The organism is Plantactinospora sp. CA-294935, assembly GCF_050936445.1.
Classification (GTDB): Bacteria; Actinomycetota; Actinomycetes; order Mycobacteriales; family Micromonosporaceae; genus Plantactinospora.
In genome coordinates this window covers 5003206-5020900 of record NZ_JBNJMU010000001.1, presented here as the reverse complement: position 1 = coordinate 5020900, position 17695 = coordinate 5003206, and the positions used below count along the sequence as shown (strand labels likewise).

The 17695-nt window shown below is 72.6% G+C and carries 17 protein-coding genes; 6 read left to right on the top strand and 11 right to left on the bottom strand.

Going from position 1 to position 17695, the window contains the following annotated elements:
• Positions 1-12 precede the first annotated feature (12 nt).
• Positions 13-1584 carry an MFS transporter gene (locus tag ACQEVC_RS22505; protein WP_432880699.1) on the bottom strand — a complete coding sequence of 524 codons (1572 nt, stop codon included), beginning with the start codon at positions 1582-1584 and terminating at the stop codon, positions 13-15.
• A 233-nt stretch (positions 1585-1817) separates the two neighbouring features.
• Between ACQEVC_RS22505 and ACQEVC_RS22500 the strand changes: the two genes are divergently transcribed.
• The gene (locus ACQEVC_RS22500; protein ID WP_432880696.1) at positions 1818-3128 is read left to right on the top strand and encodes an MFS transporter; all 1311 of its coding nucleotides are present in this window, start codon (positions 1818-1820) and stop codon (positions 3126-3128) included.
• A gap of 66 nt (positions 3129-3194) precedes the next feature.
• Here ACQEVC_RS22500 and ACQEVC_RS22495 read toward each other — a convergent pair whose 3' ends face one another.
• Positions 3195-3470 (bottom strand): hypothetical protein, encoded by a 276-nt coding sequence (locus tag ACQEVC_RS22495; protein ID WP_432880694.1) that lies wholly within the window; start codon positions 3468-3470, stop codon positions 3195-3197.
• A gap of 349 nt (positions 3471-3819) precedes the next feature.
• Between ACQEVC_RS22495 and ACQEVC_RS22490 the strand changes: the two genes are divergently transcribed.
• The 3 genes from ACQEVC_RS22490 to ACQEVC_RS22480 all read left to right on the top strand — a co-directional run bounded on the left by ACQEVC_RS22490 (position 3820) and on the right by ACQEVC_RS22480 (position 6338).
• Positions 3820-4686, top strand: a complete 867-nt coding sequence (locus ACQEVC_RS22490) for an SDR family oxidoreductase (protein WP_432880691.1) — start codon at positions 3820-3822, stop codon at positions 4684-4686.
• A gap of 217 nt (positions 4687-4903) precedes the next feature.
• Positions 4904-5722, top strand: coding sequence for a protein phosphatase 2C domain-containing protein (locus tag ACQEVC_RS22485; protein ID WP_432891641.1), 819 nt, complete (start codon positions 4904-4906; stop codon positions 5720-5722).
• A 100-nt stretch (positions 5723-5822) separates the two neighbouring features.
• Positions 5823-6338 carry a hemerythrin domain-containing protein gene (locus ACQEVC_RS22480; protein WP_432880688.1) on the top strand — a complete coding sequence of 172 codons (516 nt, stop codon included), beginning with the start codon at positions 5823-5825 and terminating at the stop codon, positions 6336-6338.
• Between the two features lie 158 nt (positions 6339-6496).
• Here ACQEVC_RS22480 and ACQEVC_RS22475 read toward each other — a convergent pair whose 3' ends face one another.
• The 8 genes from ACQEVC_RS22475 to pgsA form a co-directional block, all read right to left on the bottom strand.
• The gene (locus ACQEVC_RS22475) at positions 6497-6823 is read right to left on the bottom strand and encodes a cold-shock protein (RefSeq protein WP_432880685.1); all 327 of its coding nucleotides are present in this window, start codon (positions 6821-6823) and stop codon (positions 6497-6499) included.
• Positions 6824-6836: 13 nt separating this feature from the next.
• Positions 6837-7586: a YebC/PmpR family DNA-binding transcriptional regulator gene (locus tag ACQEVC_RS22470; RefSeq protein ID WP_432880682.1), complete on the bottom strand. Its 750-nt coding sequence runs from the start codon at positions 7584-7586 to the stop codon at positions 6837-6839.
• 458 nt (positions 7587-8044) lie between these two features.
• On the bottom strand, positions 8045-8659 hold the full coding sequence (gene pdxT, locus ACQEVC_RS22465) for a pyridoxal 5'-phosphate synthase glutaminase subunit PdxT (protein WP_432880680.1): 615 nt from the start codon (positions 8657-8659) through the stop codon (positions 8045-8047).
• A 176-nt stretch (positions 8660-8835) separates the two neighbouring features.
• Positions 8836-9714 carry a pyridoxal 5'-phosphate synthase lyase subunit PdxS gene (gene pdxS, locus ACQEVC_RS22460; RefSeq protein ID WP_432891639.1) on the bottom strand — a complete coding sequence of 293 codons (879 nt, stop codon included), beginning with the start codon at positions 9712-9714 and terminating at the stop codon, positions 8836-8838.
• 227 nt (positions 9715-9941) lie between these two features.
• Positions 9942-10445 carry a hypothetical protein gene (locus tag ACQEVC_RS22455; protein WP_432880678.1) on the bottom strand — a complete coding sequence of 168 codons (504 nt, stop codon included), beginning with the start codon at positions 10443-10445 and terminating at the stop codon, positions 9942-9944.
• A gap of 250 nt (positions 10446-10695) precedes the next feature.
• On the bottom strand, positions 10696-11856 hold the full coding sequence (locus tag ACQEVC_RS22450; RefSeq protein ID WP_432880676.1) for a glycosyltransferase family 4 protein: 1161 nt from the start codon (positions 11854-11856) through the stop codon (positions 10696-10698).
• 12 nt (positions 11857-11868) lie between these two features.
• Positions 11869-12834, bottom strand: a complete 966-nt coding sequence (locus tag ACQEVC_RS22445; protein WP_432880673.1) for a phosphatidylinositol mannoside acyltransferase — start codon at positions 12832-12834, stop codon at positions 11869-11871.
• 90 nt (positions 12835-12924) lie between these two features.
• Positions 12925-13554, bottom strand: coding sequence for a phosphatidylinositol phosphate synthase (pgsA, locus tag ACQEVC_RS22440; protein ID WP_432880671.1), 630 nt, complete (start codon positions 13552-13554; stop codon positions 12925-12927).
• A gap of 252 nt (positions 13555-13806) precedes the next feature.
• Here pgsA and ACQEVC_RS22435 point away from each other — a divergent pair, with 252 nt between their 5' ends.
• Entirely contained in the window at positions 13807-15972 is a 2166-nt protein-coding gene (locus tag ACQEVC_RS22435; protein WP_432880668.1) for an elongation factor G-like protein EF-G2, read from the top strand.
• 46 nt (positions 15973-16018) lie between these two features.
• Here the strand turns inward: ACQEVC_RS22435 and ACQEVC_RS22430 are convergent, their stop codons facing one another.
• On the bottom strand, positions 16019-17008 hold the full coding sequence (locus ACQEVC_RS22430) for an aldo/keto reductase (RefSeq protein ID WP_432880666.1): 990 nt from the start codon (positions 17006-17008) through the stop codon (positions 16019-16021).
• Positions 17009-17095: 87 nt separating this feature from the next.
• Here ACQEVC_RS22430 and ACQEVC_RS22425 point away from each other — a divergent pair, with 87 nt between their 5' ends.
• A complete protein-coding gene (locus ACQEVC_RS22425; RefSeq protein ID WP_432880663.1) occupies positions 17096-17668 on the top strand; it encodes a hypothetical protein in 573 nt (190 codons plus the stop codon).
• The last annotated feature ends 27 nt before the right edge of the window (positions 17669-17695 follow it).

Below are 17695 nucleotides of genomic sequence, written 5' to 3'. Positions count from 1 at the left end.
GTCCCCTGTTGCTCAGGCGGCGACCAGTTCGGGATCCGCCACCGGCTCCGGCGGCAGAAGCTGCTCCTCGGCCGTGCGGCCGGGCAGCCAGCGGAGCACCACCAGGATGCCGAGGGCGGCGATCACCGCCGACAGCCCGCTGGCCCAGTGCATGGCCGAGACGAAGGCGTCGTTGGCCGCGCTGGTCACCGCCGAGCCGGCCGGACCCCCGAGCCGCTCCGCGACCGCGTACGCCCCGGAGACCGACTCGGACGCGGCGTCCCGGACCGGTGCCGGCAGCGCGCGGGCCGTCGGCTCGATCTGGTCCCGGTAGACCCCGGAGAGCACCGAGCCGAGCACCGCGACGCCGAGCGCGCCGGCCACCTGGCGAACGGTGTTGCTGACCGCCGAGCCGACCCCGGCCTTCTCCCTGGGCAGCGCCGACATGATCGACTCGGTGGCCGGCGGCATGATGTTGGCCATCCCGACGCCCTGGACGAAGAAGATCAGCCCGATGAACCAGATCGGGGTGGTCGCGGTGGCGAAGGCGAACGCCACCAGCGCCGCCGAGGTCAGCGCCAGCCCGGTCACCGCCACGGCCTTGCCGCCGTACCGCTTGACCATGGTGGCGCTGCGCGGTGCGAAGACCAGTTGGGCGACGGCGAACGGCAGCATCAGCAGGCCGGTCTCCAGCGGGCTGTAGCCCCGGACGAGCTGGAGGTAGAACGCGCTGAAGAACATCACGCCCATGGCGGCGAAGAAGACCAGGCCGATCACCGCGACCGGAGCGGCGAACCGGGGTACCCGGAACAGCCGTACGTCCAGGGACGGGAACTCGATCCGGCGCTCCCAGGCCACGAACCCGGCCAGTACGGCCAGGCCACCGATGATCGACGCCCAGATCAGCGGCCGGCCGAAGCCGTGCTCGCCACCGTCGATGATCCCGTACGAGAGCGCGACCAGACCGATCACCGAGAGCAGTACGCCGATCACGTCGATCTTGCCCGGCTTCGGGTCCCGCGAGTCGGGCACCAGCATGGCGACCGCGACCAGCCCGATCAGCACCACCGGCACGTTGATCAGGAAGACCGAACCCCACCAGTAGTTTTCCAGCAGCAGGCCGCCCAGCACCGGGCCGATCGCCACGCCGAGGCCGATCGCACCGGCCCAGACCCCGATCGCGCGACCGCGCTCCCGGGGGTCGAAGACGTTCGAGATGATCGACAGGGTCACCGGCATCACGGCGGCGGCCCCGAAGCCCATCAGCGCGCGGGCCCCGATCAGTTGACCCGGGCTCTGCGCGTACGCCGACAGCAGCGAGGCGAGTCCGAAGACCGCCAGGCCGACCAGCAGGAACCACTTCCGCCCGTACCGGTCGCCGAGCACACCGAAGGTGAACAGCAGCCCGGCGAAGACCAGGGTGTACGAGTTGATCGACCATTCCAGTTGGCCCTGGCTGGCGCCGAGGCCGTGCACCGGGTCGGCCAGGGTGCGCAGCGCGACGTTCAGGACCGTGTTGTCCAGCACGATCACCAGCAGGCTGACCACGAGCACGCCGAGAATGGCCCAGCGCCTCGGGTGCCCGGTGTTTTCCGTTAACTCCATGCCTTGGTGTCCCCCCGAGACCCCACATCGCCGGATTTGGCTGCGGGGAAGTTTCTTGACCGCACCGACGATAGTCAGCTCAGAACCGAAACGGCACCGTTCCGTATCGTAATGTGACTCGCCTCACCCCGGCCTCCGCCGTGGCCCGGGCGCGGCTGCCGGGCGGCTCACCGATCCGGTCAGCCCTCAGGCCGCGTTGACCTCAACCAGGCTTCAACTGGGATATTGCCCGGATGACCCGTGCGACCCGGCTGGTGCCGGCCAGCTACCGGGCCGCGCTCGCCGAGCCGGCCTTCCGGCGGCTGCTCTCCGGGCTGGTGGTCTCGCACCTCGGCGACGGGATGAGCGTGGTGGCGATCGCCTGGCTCGCGCTGCGGCTCGCCCCGCCGGACCGGGCCGGGCTGGTCGTCGGCGCTGCCGTGGCCGCGTACGCGCTGCCGGCCGCCGCCGGCGCCCTGCTGCTCGCCCGCTGGCTGAGCCGGGCCGCCGCCCGCCGCCTGGTGCTGGCGAACTCGGTACTCCGGGCCGGTGCGCTGGGCGCGGTGGTCGTACTGCACCTGCTCGGCCAGCTCACCGCCGGGCGGTACGTCGCCCTGCTGGCGGTCTCGTCGCTGCTCGCGGCGTGGGGCACCGCCGGGACGTACACGCTGATCAGTGAGATCTTTCCGGCGGAGCGCCGGCTGCCGGCGAACGCCCTGGTCGGGACGAGCCAGCAGGCCGCCTTCGTGGTCGGGCCGGCAGTGGCCGGCCTGCTGGTCGCCGCCGTCCACCCGGCGCTGGTGCTCGGCCTCGACGCGCTCAGCTACCTGCTGCTGGCGGTGCAGGCCGGCCGACTGCGCCCACCGGCCGCCGCCAGCCGGACCGGCGACGGCCGCCGGACCGGCACGGGTTTCCGGATCCTCGCCCGCCGCCCGGAACTGATCGGACTGATCGCGGTCACCGCCGTCTTCTATTTCCTCTACGGCCCGGTGGAGGTGGCCCTTCCGCTGTACGTCGCCGACGAGCTGACCGCCGCCGCCGGGCTGCTCGGCGGCTACTGGACGGCGTTCGGCGTCGGCGCGGTCGTCGGTGGCCTGCTCGGCGGGATGCTGACCCGGGCCCGGCAGTGGCCGGTGACCATCGCGGTGATCGCCGGCTGGGGACTGCTGCTGGTGCCGTTCGGCCTGGACGCCCCGGTCTGGCTCACCCTGGGCTGCTTCGCCGTCGGCGGCCTGGTCTACGGGCCGTTTCCGGCGTTCAGCCTCGCCCTGTTCCAGAACGCGGCCGACCCGGCGGACCTGCCGGCGGTACTCGCCGCCCGGGGCGCGGTCACCACCGCCGCGACACCGCTCGGCGCCGCGCTCGGCGGTCCACTGGTCACCGCGTTCGGTGCCGCCGGCACGCTGCTCGGCTCCGGGCTCGGCACCGCCGCGCTGGCCCTGCTCACCGCCGGGACGCTGCTGCTGCACGCCCGGATCGCGCGCGGCCGACGCCGAGACGCCGGAACGGAGCGCCCGATCGCCGCCGGACGACGGCCCGGCGTCCGATCACGATGGTTGGCATGAGCGAGGTTATTTCGGCAAAGAGCAGCTCGTACGTCACCGGAGCGACGATCAACGTCGACGGTGGCGTCACCGTCTGATCCGGTCATCCGACCCGATCGGGTCACCCCGACCCGATCCGGCTCCCGAACCGGCGGGCCGGGGTTCGGGGGTGTCCGGTGCGGCGGAGGCGGCCGGGGCCGGTTCCTGTCGAGCTGCCCCGCCCGTGCTCCCGCCACCCACCTCGCGGTCCGGCCGAGCGGTGGTCACGGCGGTGGCGGTGGGGCCGGCGACCAGCGTGCCGGCCATGGCCAGGCCCGCCGCCACCATCACCGCACCGAACCCGTCCGAGCGAGAGGTCGTCATCGGGCCGCCCCTTTCCGGTACGCCTGAGCTCAGCATCGCCACGAGCACTGGACGAGGACTGGACACCGACTGGAACACCTGCGGAATCGGCGCCTCGACGGCGGTGCGGACCGGTCCGGGTCAGGCGTAAATCCTCAGCACCGGCACCTGCCCCCGATGACGTATCCGCAGGTCAGAGCAAACGTGAACGCAGTGTTCGCGTTTGCCATGCCTGCATCGGGCAGGTAAAGATGAGTCGTCTTCGAGCCCCGCCGCGGGATCGACCGACTCCAATTCACGTCGTGACGCGTCCTGACGACGCGCGGTCCGGCGTGCCCGCCGACACCCAGAACGAACAGAGGGAGGATCCGTGACGATCCTGGTCACCGGCGCCACCGGCAGCGTGGGCCGACTCGTGGTCGCCCAGTTGGTCGAGACGGGGGTACGGGTACGCGCGCTCACCCGCGACCCTGGATCGGCCAGCTTCCCCGACGGCGTCGAGGTGGTACGCGGCGACCTCGCCGACCCGACGACGTTGCGGTCCACATTCGACGACGTCGAGCGGATGTATCTCTTCCCGGTCGCCCGGACCGCCCGCGAGGTGGTCGCCCAGGCGAAGCTCGCCGGGGTACGCCGGATCGTCGTCCTCTCCTCCGGCGCGGTCACCGGCGGCTTCGACACCGATTTCCACCTGCCCGTGGAGCGGGCCGTCGAGGAGTCGGGGCTGGAGTGGACGCACGTCCGGCCGGGCGAGTTCATGCTCAACAAGGTCTGGCTCTGGGGACCGTCGATCCGTGCCGAGAGCGTGGTTCGCGAGCCCTTCCCGGACGTGGCCTGGTGCCCGGTGCACGAACGCGACATCGCCGAGGTCGCGGTCACCGCCCTGCTGGCCGACGGACACCGGGGCCGGGCGTACGACCTGAACGGGCCGGAGCTGATCACCCGACGGGAGCAGGTGCGGGCGATCGCCACGGCGATCGGCCGGGACGTCCGGCTGGCGGTGGTGACGCCGGAGCGGGCCAGGGAGATCTACCGGGCACAGGGCGGCTTCGCCGCCGACAACGCCGACTTCCTGCTCGGCTTCGAGGACTACTCGGGCAACGACTCCGATCCGGCGTCCATGGCGGAGCTGGACCTCGGGGCGTACGGGCCGCTGCCCACGGCGGAAGCGGTGACCGGGCGCCCCGCCCGTACGTTCGCCCAGTGGGCACACGACCACGCCGCCGACTTCCGCTGAACCGCCGCACGGCCGCGGGCAGCCGTGATCCCGGGGCGTTCGGCAGGCCTGGGCGGACCGGACGTTCCGCGATCACGAAGACCCCCACACCAGCGTGTACCGCCGTCCTCGTGGACGCTTGTCTCGTGTGGCTTCTTCAGACGGACCGCTCCGCACGGCCCGTGCATCTCGACGGTCGACGGCTCCGACGGGAGGGCGGCGGGACGTGCGGGTGACGATGGCAAGTGCCGCGGCCCGGACCGGCCGCGGCAACGAGGACTTCGTCGGCGCCGTACCCACGGCGGCCGTGCTGGTCGACGGTGCCGGTGGGGTTTCCGGCAGCGAACTGGTCTGCCGACACGGCGCGGCCTGGTATGCCCGCCGGTTGGGGGTGGAACTCCTCGGTCTGTTGTCGCCCGACGGCGACCGGCCCGTACCGGCGCTGCTGGCCGAGGCGATCGAGCGGGTGACGGACGCCCACCGGGGCACCTGCGACCTCGCCGATCCCCGCAGCCCCTGGGCGACCGTGGCGATCCTGCGCCTCCGCGACGGCCGGGCCGACTACCTCGTGCTCGGCGACTCGGTCCTCGTTCTCGACCGAGCCGGCGCGCCGATCGTCGTCTCCGATCCCCGGGAGGTGGCGATGGCCCGGCCGTACCGGTCCGCGCTGGAAGCCGCGGCCGAGGGCAGCGCCGAGTACGAACAGGTCCGCCGCGACGGCATCGCCGTGCTGCGCGCCAACCGCAACCAGCCGGGCGGCTACTGGGTGGCCAAGGACGACCCCCGGGCGGCGGCCGAGGCGGTCGTCGGAAGCCGCCCCGTCTCCGAACTGACCGGTGCCGTCCTGCTCAGCAACGGAGCCAGCCGGATCGTCGACCGGTTCCAGCTCGCCGACTGGCCGGAGGTGCTGGCGATCCTCGCGTCGAGCGGACCCGCCGCGATCATCCGCCGCGTCCGGCAGGCCGAGGCCCGCCAGGCGGTGGCCGCCGACGATGCCACTCTCGCGCACTGCACCGACCTCGCCGAGAGCCCTTCCCCGATCCCCGGCTGCCGGTAGACCCCGCGCCGGCCGTGAGAACGTCGCCGGGGCGGAGCAGGCATACTGGTCGTCCGTCCGTGCGGCCGGCGGCACGCGGACGGACGACCCCTGGAGGAGCATGGCAACCGGTGACGAGGCGAGCAGTCGCCTCACCGCCTTCGGCAACCAATTGATCGAGGTACACATCTGGCTCCGCGAGCTGCTGGCGGAGCTGCGGGACAACGTCGACGGGTATTTCGCCGGCGACGGTCCGCCGCCCCGCGACCTGCGCGTGCACTGCCTCTCCTTCTGCACGGCGCTCACCCGGCACCACACCGGCGAGGACGGCGGGGCGTTCCCGGTGATCGCCGACGAGTTCCCCGAACTGCGCCAGGTGATCACCGAACTGAAGACCGACCACAACCGGATCGACTGGATCCTGGGCAACCTGGAGAAGCTGCTGCGCGAGTTGCCGGCCGAACCCGATCCGGCCACCGCGACCCGGGTACGCGCCGAACTGGAGGGGCTGTCGGCGATCATGGAGACACACTTCACGTACGAGGAGAGGAAGCTCGTCTCCGTGCTCAACTCCCTGGACCTGCCGGACTGGCGCAGGGACCGCCCCACCTTCCTCCACTCCGACCAGGACGCCTGAGCCGGCGCTGCTCTGTGTGCTGTCAGGACCCCTGGAGGGGCGGTAACCGCACACGAAGCGACCGGGTACGCGACCTGGAGGCGCTGGACGGCACCCCGATCCTGGACGTGAAGCCGGTACTCGACCGCGACACCGAACGCTGACGGCACAGGGCGGCGCTAACCGGTCGCAGTGGCCCCGTCGGGCGGATCGTCGTAGGCGATCGTCATCGTGCTGCGGTAGGCCCCCGACGCGTCCCCGTCCGGCCCCCGGTCCGGCGGCTCCACCGGTCCGCCGCTCCAGACCTTCGTGGCCCGGTACGGGTAGCCGTCCTGCCCCGGCGCCTCGGCCCGGAAGGAGACCCGCTGCCCGGCCGCCAGGCTGCGGTAACCCGGGGCGGCGATGGCGGAGAAGTGCACCCAGCAGCCGCCCGGCGTCTCGGGGGCGTCCAGCACCCCCCACCCCCGGTCGGCGTCGAACTCGCGTACCACTCCGGCGATGGTCACCGTGGCCGCCGGCTCAGCCGACCGCCGCCATGACCTCGTCGGAGACGTCGAAGTTGCCGTAGACGTTCTGCACGTCGTCGGAGTCCTCCAGCGCGTCGATCAGCTTGAAGACCTTGCGGGCGCCCTCCTCGTCCAGCGGGACGGTGACGCTGGGCACCAGGGACGACTCGGCCGACTCGTAGTCGATGCCGGCGTCCTGCAACGCGGTCCGTACGGCGATCAGGTCACTGGGCTCGGAGACCACCTCGAACGCCTCGTCCAGGTCGTTGACCTCCTCGGCCCCGGCGTCGAGTACGGCGAGCAGCACGTCGTCCTCGGAGAGCCCCGCCTTCGGCACGATCACGACGCCCTTGCGGGAGAACATGTACGACACCGAGCCCGCGTCCGCCAGCGAACCGCCGTTGCGGGTCAGCGCGGTGCGTACCTCGGTCGCGGCGCGGTTGCGGTTGTCGGTCAGACACTCGATCAACAGCGCGACGCCGCCCGGGGCGTACCCCTCGTACATCACCGTCTGCCAGTCGGCGCCCCCGGCCTCCAGGCCGGAGCCGCGCTTGACGGCGCGGTCGATGTTGTCGTTCGGCACCGAGTTCTTCTTCGCCTTCTGGATGGCGTCGAAGAGGGTCGGGTTACCGGCCGGGTCACCACCGCCGGTGCGTGCCGCGACCTCGACGTTCTTGATGAGCTTGGCGAACATCTTGCCGCGCTTGGCGTCGATGACCGCCTTCTTGTGCTTCGTCGTCGCCCACTTTGAGTGGCCGGACATCTGTAACCTCCGTCGTCAACACGCCTCGATACACGACCGCCCGCTCATCTTCCCGATGATCCCGACCAACCCTGCGTATCACCCAGAGGACGACAACCAGCACGACCTCGGTCGGTTGGCTCTGGGGTGGCAGGCGATCACGAGCAGACTGTCCCGGCCGAACCCGGCAATCCTACCGGCGCCGGACCGGTCGCTGTCAGGTCCCACCGGCACCGCGTCCCGGCGCGTCCGGTTCCGGCTGCCGGGCCGGCAGCGCCGCCGGCGACCTCGGCGGGGACGAACCACTCCGGTACGTCGGCCAGCAGCTCCGCCAGGTGCCGGCGTACGGACCCGATCGGGGTTGTTGGCACCCCTGGCTGGTACTCCACATTCCGAGGCGCGACCCACCCGGACGGGTCGGTGCACCACCCGACGGGCCGATGACGCCGGCGCCGGTCTGGCGGTCGCCTCCCGGGGCGTCAGGCAGCCGTACGGCGCACCAGGTCGACGAACCACTGGTGCAGGCGCCGGTCGCCGGTCAGTTCCGGATGGAAGGCGGTGGCGACCGCGTTCCCCTGCCGGACCGCGACGATCCGGCCGGCCGCCGGGCCGTCGCTCACCCGCCCGAGCACCTCCACCCCGTCGGCGACCCGCTCGACCCAGGGCGCCCGGATGAAGACGGCGTGGAAACTCGGGCCCGGAATGCCGGCGATTTCCACCGGCGCCTCGAAGGAGTCGACCTGCCGGCCGAACGCATTGCGCCGGACGGTCATCTCGATGCCGCCGAAGCTCTGCTGGTCGGGGCGGCCGTCCAGCACCTCGGTCGCCAACATGATCATCCCGGCGCAGGAGCCGTAGACCGGCATGCCCGCGCCGACGCGCTTGCGGATCGGGTCGAGCAGGTCGAACGTCTCGGCCAGCTTGCTGATGGTGGTCGACTCGCCACCCGGAACCACGAGGCCGTCGACCTGTTCCAGCTCCTCCGGCCGGCGGACCGGCCGTGCCGCCGCACCCGAGGCGGTCAGCGCGGCCAGATGCTCGCGTACGTCGCCCTGCAGCGCCAGGACACCGACCGTCACCCCCGCCGTACTCACCAACCCGCCGTCCGCTCGCGACTGCGGGGCTCGCAAACCCGGCTCACTCCTCGCACTCACCAACCCGCCTTTCGTTCGTGACTGCGGGGCTCGCAAACCCGGCTCACTCCTCGCACTCACCAACCCGCCTTTCGTTCGTGACTGCGGGGCTCGCAAACCCGGCTCACTCCTCGCACTCACCAACCCCGCTCCGCCAGGCGGTGCGGCACCGGGATGTCGTCCACGTTGATCCCGACCATCGCCTCGCCGAGCCCGCGCGACACCTTGGCCAGCACGTCCGGGTCGTCGTAGAAGGTGGTGGCCTTGACGATCGCGGCGGCCCGCTGCGCCGGGTTACCGGACTTGAAGATCCCGGAGCCGACGAAGACCCCCTCCGCGCCGAGCTGCATCATCATCGCCGCGTCCGCCGGGGTGGCGATGCCGCCCGCGGTGAAGAGCACCACCGGCAGCTTCCCGGTCTCGGCCACCTCCCGGACCAGCTCGTACGGCGCCTGCAACTCCTTGGCGGCGACGTACAGCTCGTCGGTGGGCAGCGAGCCGAGGCGGCGGATCTCGTCACGGATCTTGCGCATGTGCGTGGTGGCGTTGGAGACGTCGCCGGTGCCGGCCTCGCCCTTGGAGCGGATCATCGCCGCTCCCTCGGTGATCCGGCGCAGCGCCTCGCCCAGGTTGGTGGCGCCGCAGACGAACGGCACGGTGAAGGCCCACTTGTCGATGTGGTTGGCGTAGTCCGCCGGGGTCAGCACCTCGGACTCGTCCACGTAGTCCACGCCCAGCGCCTGGAGCACCTGCGCCTCGACGAAGTGCCCGATCCGGGCCTTGGCCATCACCGGGATGGAGACCGCGTCGATGATGCCGTCGATCATGTCCGGGTCGCTCATCCGGGAGACGCCGCCCTGGGCCCGGATGTCGGCCGGTACCCGCTCCAGCGCCATCACCGCGACCGCACCGGCGTCCTCGGCGATCTTCGCCTGCTCGGGGGTGACCACATCCATGATCACGCCACCCTTGAGCATCTCGGCCATACCCCGCTTGACCCGCGCGGTGCCGACCACTCCGGTGGCGCTGACAGTCTGCTCCCCGGCTGCGGTCGACTGGTCGGAACCGGACTGGGCGGTGGATTCGGACACGGCGTTCTCGCTCCTCGACAGTGGTTCGGGCGGGTGAATTCGCCCCCGATGCTACGCGGAGTTCAACGCCGGGCCGACAGCCAATCAGGCCCCGGGTGGCCTGCCCTGTGGCCCGGCTCACGCCCCCGCCGAAGGCACTGCCGGCGTGGAGGTCAGCCGACCGAGAGCTCCGGTCGGCTGCTCAGGGTCGGGTCGTCGATGTCGAAATAGCGCGGCAGCTCGTGCTTGCGGGCCATCCGGAACAGGCGTACGACGGGGCGGCGTCGCAGGGACAGCGCGTCGCGTACCAGGTCGGTGTGCACCTGACGGGCCAGCGCGAGCCGCCGGCTGGCGCCGATCACCGCCGCCGCGACCGGCTCCTCCGGATCCAGCGGGCTGGACCGCAGTTGCCGGGTCAGGTCGTTCTCGGCGGCCTCCCGCTCGTCACCCTCGGCGTCCAGGGCGATCCGGGACGCCGCGTACAGCTCCAGCGCGTACCGCTCCTCGGCCAGCACCGCGGCGGCCGCTGCCCGGCGGAGCAGGTGCGCGTCCAGCGCGCGGGTCGCCGACCGCACCCGGACGTGCATCCGGTCGACCCGGGCCGCGATCCAGATCAGGTACGCCGTCACCAGGACGACCGCCACGGCGACGCCCACCACCCACCACATGCCCGGCATCGTAGTGCGGCCCCACTTCCGTCTCCCCCTGCACGTCACTGTCCCCCGGCCGGCTCGCGATCCGGCCAACCGCCCCGGGCCGCGCGTGATCCGGCCAACCGGCCCCGGCCGGGGGCGATCCCGCCCGACCGGTACGTTCCGGCGCGACGGGCACGATCCCGCGCGACCCGGGACGATCCGGCCCGGCGGTGCCGAACCGCGCGTCCGCCCCGTTACCGCACCCGACCGGCTCGGCGCGACCGGTTCCGGCTCAGGCCGGCCCGATCCACTCCTCGTCCAGCACCCGACCGTCGGTTGCCTCGATCGCCGTGGCGTACACCTCGAGGACCCGGCGGGCGACCGTCGGCCAGTCGAAGCCCTCGACCACCTCCCGGGCGCAGGCCGACAGCTCGGTCCGGCGCACCGGGTCGTCGAGCAGACGGGCCAGGGTACGCCGCAGCGCCGCAGCGTCCCCGGTCGGAAAGAGCTCTCCGGCCCGCCCCCCGTCCAGCACCCGGCGGAAGGCGTCCAGGTCGCTCGCCACCACCGTCGTCCCGGCGGCCATCGCCTCGGTCAGGATCATCCCGAAGGATTCGCCGCCGGTGTTCGGCGCGACGTAGAGGTGCACGCTCCGAAGCATGCGCGCCTTGTCCGGTTCGGAGACCTGGCCGAGAAAGGTGATCCGGTCCCGCAGCCCCTCCGGTACGCCCTCGTGCAGCTCAGCCACGTCTCCCGGGCCGGCGACCAGCAGCCGCAGCCCCGGGCGCTCGGACGCCAGCCCGACGAACGCCTCCCGGAGCACCGCGAAGCCCTTCCGGGGCTCGGTGAACCGGCCGAGGAAGCCCAGCGTGCCGCCCTCGCCCGGCCCGCACGGCCCCGGCCACCCGGGCAGCGGCTCCGCGTCGGCGAACTTCGCCACCGCCACCCCGTTGGGGATCTCCACCGCGCCGCCGCCGAGATGCTCGACCTGGACCTTGCGGGCCAGTGCGCTCACCGCGATCCGGGCGGTGATCCGCTCCACGGCGAACTGCAACACCCCCTGCGCGGCGGCCAACGCCCGGGACCGGGTCATCGCGGTGTGGAAGGTGGCGACCACCGGCCCCTGGGCGGAGAGCACGGCGAGCAGCGAGAGGCTGAGCGTGAACGGTTCGTGCACGTGCAACACGTCGAACCGGCCCCGGGCCAGCCAGCGCCGCACCCGGGCGGTGGAGACCGGCCCGAAGCTGATCCGGGCGACCGACCCGTTGTACGGCAGCGGCACCGACCGACCGGCCGACACCACGTACGGCGGCAGCGGCGAGTCCTCGTCCGCCGGTGCCAGCACGCTCACCTCGTGGCCGAGCCCGATCAGCGCCTCGGCGAGGTCGATCACGTGGTTCTGCACCCCGCCGGGGACGTCGAAGGAGTACGGACACACGATGCCGATCCGCACTGCGCCTCCCCCTCAGGCCGGCTCGGAGATCGACGGGGTATTCTCCGCTGTCCCCGGTCCCACCCCGGCCGGACCCGCCGACCCGGCGCCCCTGGCCGGCTCGTCGATCCACACCCGTTGCAGCATGTGCCAGTCTTCCGGACGCTGCGCGATGCCCTCGGCCAGGTGATCGGCGATCCGCTGGGTCAGCGCCCGGACCCGCTGGTCGAGCGGGCCGGTGTCCGGTGCCGGCACCTCCAGCGGCCCGGTCAGCCGGCCCCGTGGACCGGCCTCGTCGTACCAGAGCGCCGCCACGTAGAGCGGGGCGCCGGTGCGGACGGCCAGCAGTGCCGGGCCGGCCGGCATCCGGGCCCGGCCGCCGAAGAACCGCACCTCCACGCCGCGCGCCGACAGGTCCCGGTCGGCGAGCAGTGGGACCAGGTAGCCGGCGGTGACCCGCTCGACCAGCACGTCGAAGGGTGCCCGGGCGCCGCCGTGGGTCGGCAGGATCTCCATGCCGAGCCGGCGCCGGAAGTCGACGAAGCGCTCGAACACGCCCTCCGGCTTGAGCCGCTCCATCACGGTGGCGATCGGCCAGCCGTTCGCGGCCACCCAGGCACCGGCGGCGTCCCAGTTGCCGGAGTGTGGCAGCGCCACCACCGCGCCCCGGCCGGCCGCCATGTCGGCGGCGAGCAGTTCCTCGCCGTCGAGCCGGAAGTCGTCGCGGAGCTGCTCCCGGCTGCGGGACGGCAGCCGGAACACGTCGAGCCAGTAGCGGGCGTACGAGCGCATGCCCCGGCGGACCAGTTCCGCCAGGGCGGGCTCCGGCAGCTCGGGGCCGACCACCCGGCGCAGGTTGCCGGCGAGCCGGACGGTCCCCGGGCCACCCCGGCGGTACGCCTGGTCGGCGGCGACCCGGAACAGCGCCGCCGCGGCCGGCCGGGGCAGCGCGCGTACCGCCCGCCAGCCGGCGAGGTAGGCGAACTCGACCGGGGTCACCGGCCGGCCCGCCGCACTCTCACGCGGCCACCCGCCCGGGCACGCCCGCGCGTCCGGGCCGGCACACTGCTCCGGCACGCCCGGGCCGGGTCACGCGTCCACGCCCGTCTCGGCGCGCTGCGCCTGCCGCCAGACGTGCGTCATCCGCTGCCCGACGGTGAAGACCGAGACGGCGGCGAGCAGCCAGAGCGCGGTGACCAGCGCCCAGTCCAGCCCGAGGCCGGTGAGCAGCCCGCCGACCCCGACGATGAGCAGCCGCTCGGTCCGCTCGGCGATCCCGACGTTGCAGGTCATCCCGAGCCCCTCGGCCCGGGCCTTGACGTACGAGACGAGGCTACCGGCGACCAGGCAGATCAGCGCGGCGGCGACCCCGACGCGGTCGTCCTGGGTGGCGAGCCAGTACGCGACGGCGCCGAATACCGCGCCGTCGGAGACCCGGTCCATGCTCGAGTCGAGGAAGGCACCGAACCGGCTCGACCCGCCGCGCATCCGGGCCATCGTGCCGTCGAGCAGGTCGGTGAGGGCGAAGAAGGTCACCACGAGCGCCCCGGCCACCAGGTAACCCCGGGCGCCGAGCACGACCGATCCGACCACCACGCCGAGCGTCCCGGTCACGGTGACGGCGTTGGGCGTCACCCCGACCCGTAGCAGGGTCCGGGCGATCGGTTCGACGATTCGGGTCATGCCGGCCCGGGCCGACACCTGGAAGATCTTCGCCATGGCCGTCCCACCATAACGGGCCGCGAACGGCGGCGGTACGCCCGGTGGCGCCTAGTTCACGTCGCAGGCTTGTGTCACGACTTGTACGGGTGTGAGATCGGTGCAGGGGACGTGACGTCGCTCACCTGTCACCCGGCACGTCTCCGGCAGCACGGCAGGCCACCCGAGGATATCGCCGCGGAGTCGCCAGGGCAGCTCCCCCGTCGCGCGCGGCGGTCGCCACCAACCACCGGCTTAGGGAGGTGCGCCCCGATGGCGCAGAAGAGTCAGGAGAAAGGGGTCACCGGCCCGGCGCCGGTGGTGGACGAGCCCGGCAGGGTTCGCAACGTGGTGCTCGTCGGCCACTCCGGGGCGGGGAAGACGACCCTGGTCGACGCCCTGCTGGCGGCGACCGGCACGATCTCGCGGTCCGGTGCGGTGACCGAGGGCACCACGGTGTGCGACCACGACCCGGCGGCGGTACGCCAGCAGCGCTCGATCAGCCTGGCCTGCGCGCCGCTCCAGTACGACAACGTCAAGATCAACCTGCTGGACACCCCCGGCTACGCGGACTTCGTCGGCGAACTCCGCGCCGGGCTGCGCGCGGCGGACGCCGCGCTCTTCGTCGTCTCGGCGGTCGACGGGATGGACGGGGCGACCGCCGCGCTCTGGCAGGAGTGCGCCGCCGTCGGGATGCCCCGGGCCGTCGCGGTCACCCGGCTGGACCACCAGCGGGCCGACCTCGACGAGACGGTGGCGCTCTGCCAGCGGGTCTTCGGCGACAACGTACTCCCGCTCTACCTGCCGATGCTCGACGACGAGGGCGTCGACGTGGTCGGCCTGATGGGTCTGATCACCCGCCGGGTCTTCGACTACTCCGCCGGACTGCCGGCGGCCGTCCGCGACCCGGATCCGGAGCACCTGCCGGCGATCGGCGACGCCCGCAACGAGCTGATCGAGGGCATCATCGCGGAGAGCGAGGACGAGACCCTGCTGGACCGCTACCTCGGCGGCGAGGAGATCGAGGTGCAGGTCCTGATCGACGACCTGGAGAAGGCCGTCGCCCGGGGGCACTTCTATCCCGTGGTGCCGGTCTGCGCCGAGACCGGGCTCGGCATCGACGCCCTGCTGGAGTTGCTGACCTCGGCGTTCCCGACCCCGCTGGAGCACGACCTGCCCACCGTCACCGGCGTCGACGGCGCACCGCAGCCGCCGCTGAGCTGCGATCCGGACGGCCCGCTGGTGGCCGAGGTGGTCAAGACCACCATCGACCGGCACGTCGGCCGGGTCTCCCTGGTCCGGGTCTTCTCCGGCACGCTCCGACCCGACCTGGTGGTGCACGTCTCCGGGCACGGCATGGCCGAGCGCGGCCATCCGGACCACGACGCCGACGAGCGGATCGCGCACATCTACTCCCCGCTCGGCGCCGCGCTGCGCGAGGTGCCGTACTGCGTGGCCGGTGACATCTGCGCGATCACCAAGTCGGGTACGGCGGAGACCGGCGACACCATCTCGGCCAAGGACCACCCGCTGCTGATCGAGCCGTGGGAGATGCCCGAGCCGCTGCTGCCGGTGGCGATCGTCGCCAAGAGCCGGGCCGACGAGGACGCGCTGGCCAAGAACCTGGCCCGGCTGGTCGCCGGTGACCCGACGATGCGGCTGGAACGCAACCCGGAGACCCACCAACTGGTGCTCTGGTGCATGGGCGAGGCGCACGCCGAGGTGGTGCTCGACCGGCTCCGCGGCGGCGGGGTGGACCTGGAGACCGAGCCGGTACGGGTGGCGCTGCGCGAGACCTTCGCGGTGGCCTCGAAGGGGCACGGCCGGCATGTGAAGCAGTCCGGCGGGCACGGCCAGTACGCGGTCTGCGACATCGAGGTGGAACCGCTGCCCCGGGGCGAGGGGTTCGAGTTCGCCGACCGGGTGGTCGGCGGCGCCGTGCCGCACAACTACATCCCGTCGGTGGAGAAGGGTGTACGCACCCAGATGGGCCGGGGCATCGTCGCCGGCTATCCGGTGGTGGACCTGAAGGTGACCCTGGTGGACGGCAAGGCACACAGCGTCGACTCGTCCGACGCCGCCTTCCAGACCGCCGGCTCGCTGGCGCTGCGCGACGCGGCGGAGAAGGGGCAGGTCACGCTCCTGGAGCCGGTGGACGAGGTGGTGGTACGGGTGCCCGACTCCAACGTCGGCGCGGTGATGAGCGACATGTCCGGTCGGCGGGGCCGGGTGCTCGGCACCGAGCCGGACCCGGCCGGCAGCGACCACACCCTGGTCCGGGCCGAGGTGCCGGCGACCGAACTGATCCGGTACGCCGTGGAACTCCGCTCGATGACCGCCGGCGGGGGCACCTTCCGGCGCTCCTTCGCGCGCTATGAGCCGATGCCGGCACACCTGGCCGACCAGATCCGCAAGGAGCACAGCGCGTCCGGCCGGTGACCGCCCCAGGTGCCCTCCCCGGGTCGCCGGGGAGGGCACCTCCGCGTCACAGCGTGCCGAGCAGGCGCTCCACCTCGGCGACCTGGTCGACCGGGAGCGGCCCGTGTGCCAGCGCGCCGGCGTTCTCCTCCACCTGGGCGACGGTCCGGAAGCCGGGGATCGGCACGGTCCGGTCGCTGCGCGCCCAGAGCCAGCCCAGCGCGCCCTGGGCCAGGGTACGGCCGTCCGAGGCGAGCACGTCCCGGACGGCGGCCACCCGGGCCAGGAACTCCGGTGCCGGCCGCCCGTCCCGGAACCAGTCCAGCCAGGCCGGGGCGATCCCGCGTACGTCGTCGGCGGCCAGTGTGGACGACTCGGTGAACTTGCCGGAGAGCAGGCCCATCGCCAGCGGCCCCCGGTTGACGCTGGCCAGGTCGTACCGCTCGCAGACGGCGAGCACCTCGGGCGAGTCCTGTAGCACCGAGCAGGAGTGCTGCACGGCGGTGCAGTGGGTGCCGTCGGCGCCCCAGGAGGCGGCCCGGTCGGGCAGGTCGGTGCTCCAGCCGTACGACCGGATCCGACCCTCGGCGACCAGTTCCTCCAGGGTGCCGAGCAGCTCCGCCGCCCGGTCGACCGGGAGGTCGCCGAGGTGCAACTGGTACAGGTCGATCCGGTCGGTCTCCAACCGGCGCAGCGAGGCCGCCACCGCCCGGCGCAGGTAGCCCGCCGACCCGTCCGCCCCGGTGAGCTGCCGGCTCGCCTCGTCGTAGGTGTTGCCCCACTTCGTGGCGATCACCACCTCGTCCCGGTGCCCGGCCAGGGCGCGGGCCAGGATCCGTTCGCTGTGCCCGGTGCCGTAGACGTCGGCGGTGTCGAAGAACGTGACGCCGAGTTCGAGGCCGCGCCGGATCGCCCGGACCGACTCGTCGTCGTCCACCTGCCCCCAGCCGAGCGGCTGGTCACCCTGGTGCCATACGCCCCCGATGGCCCAGCAGCCGAGGCCGAGCGCGCTCACCTCGATGCCACTGCGCCCCAACACGCGCGTGTTCGCATTCATGACGGCAAGGGTTCCACATCGGGCCGGACGGGTGGAGCCGCCGACAATCCGCTGGACTCCACCCAGGACGCTGCCGATCATCGGTGCATGAAGATCGGAATAGACATCGGTGGAGTCGTCGTCCAGCAGGTGGACCGGCTCTATCCGGCGGACCAGACGACCGGCCCGGAGCCGATATCCGCCGACCCGCCGGGAGGCCCGGAGACCGAGGACACCGCGCTGCTCGCGGACTTCCGGCGTACGCCGCCGATGCCGGGGGCGTTCGAGGCGGTGGCCGCGCTGGTGGCCGAGATGTTCGGCGAGCACGTGTACCTGGTGTCCAAGTGCGGTGAACGGGTCGAACGGCGTACCCGGCTGTGGCTGGACCACCACGACTTCTATCCGCGTACCGGGGTCCGGCCCGAGAATGTGCACTTCTGCCGTACCCGGCAGGGCAAGGCGCCGATCGCCGCCGCGCTGGGTCTGACGCACTTCGTCGACGACCGGCTGGAGGTGCTCTCCTATCTGGAGACCGTGCCGCACCGCTACCTCTTCCGACCCAGGGAACCCGAGGTACGCAGCCACCGCTCCCACCTGGCGGCGGTTCGCCGGGTCGAGTCCTGGCCGGAACTGATGGCACTGATCGGCGGTGCCGATCAGACAGGTGTTCGAATATCCTGACGGTGGGTATCCGGCCGGTGAGGAGGT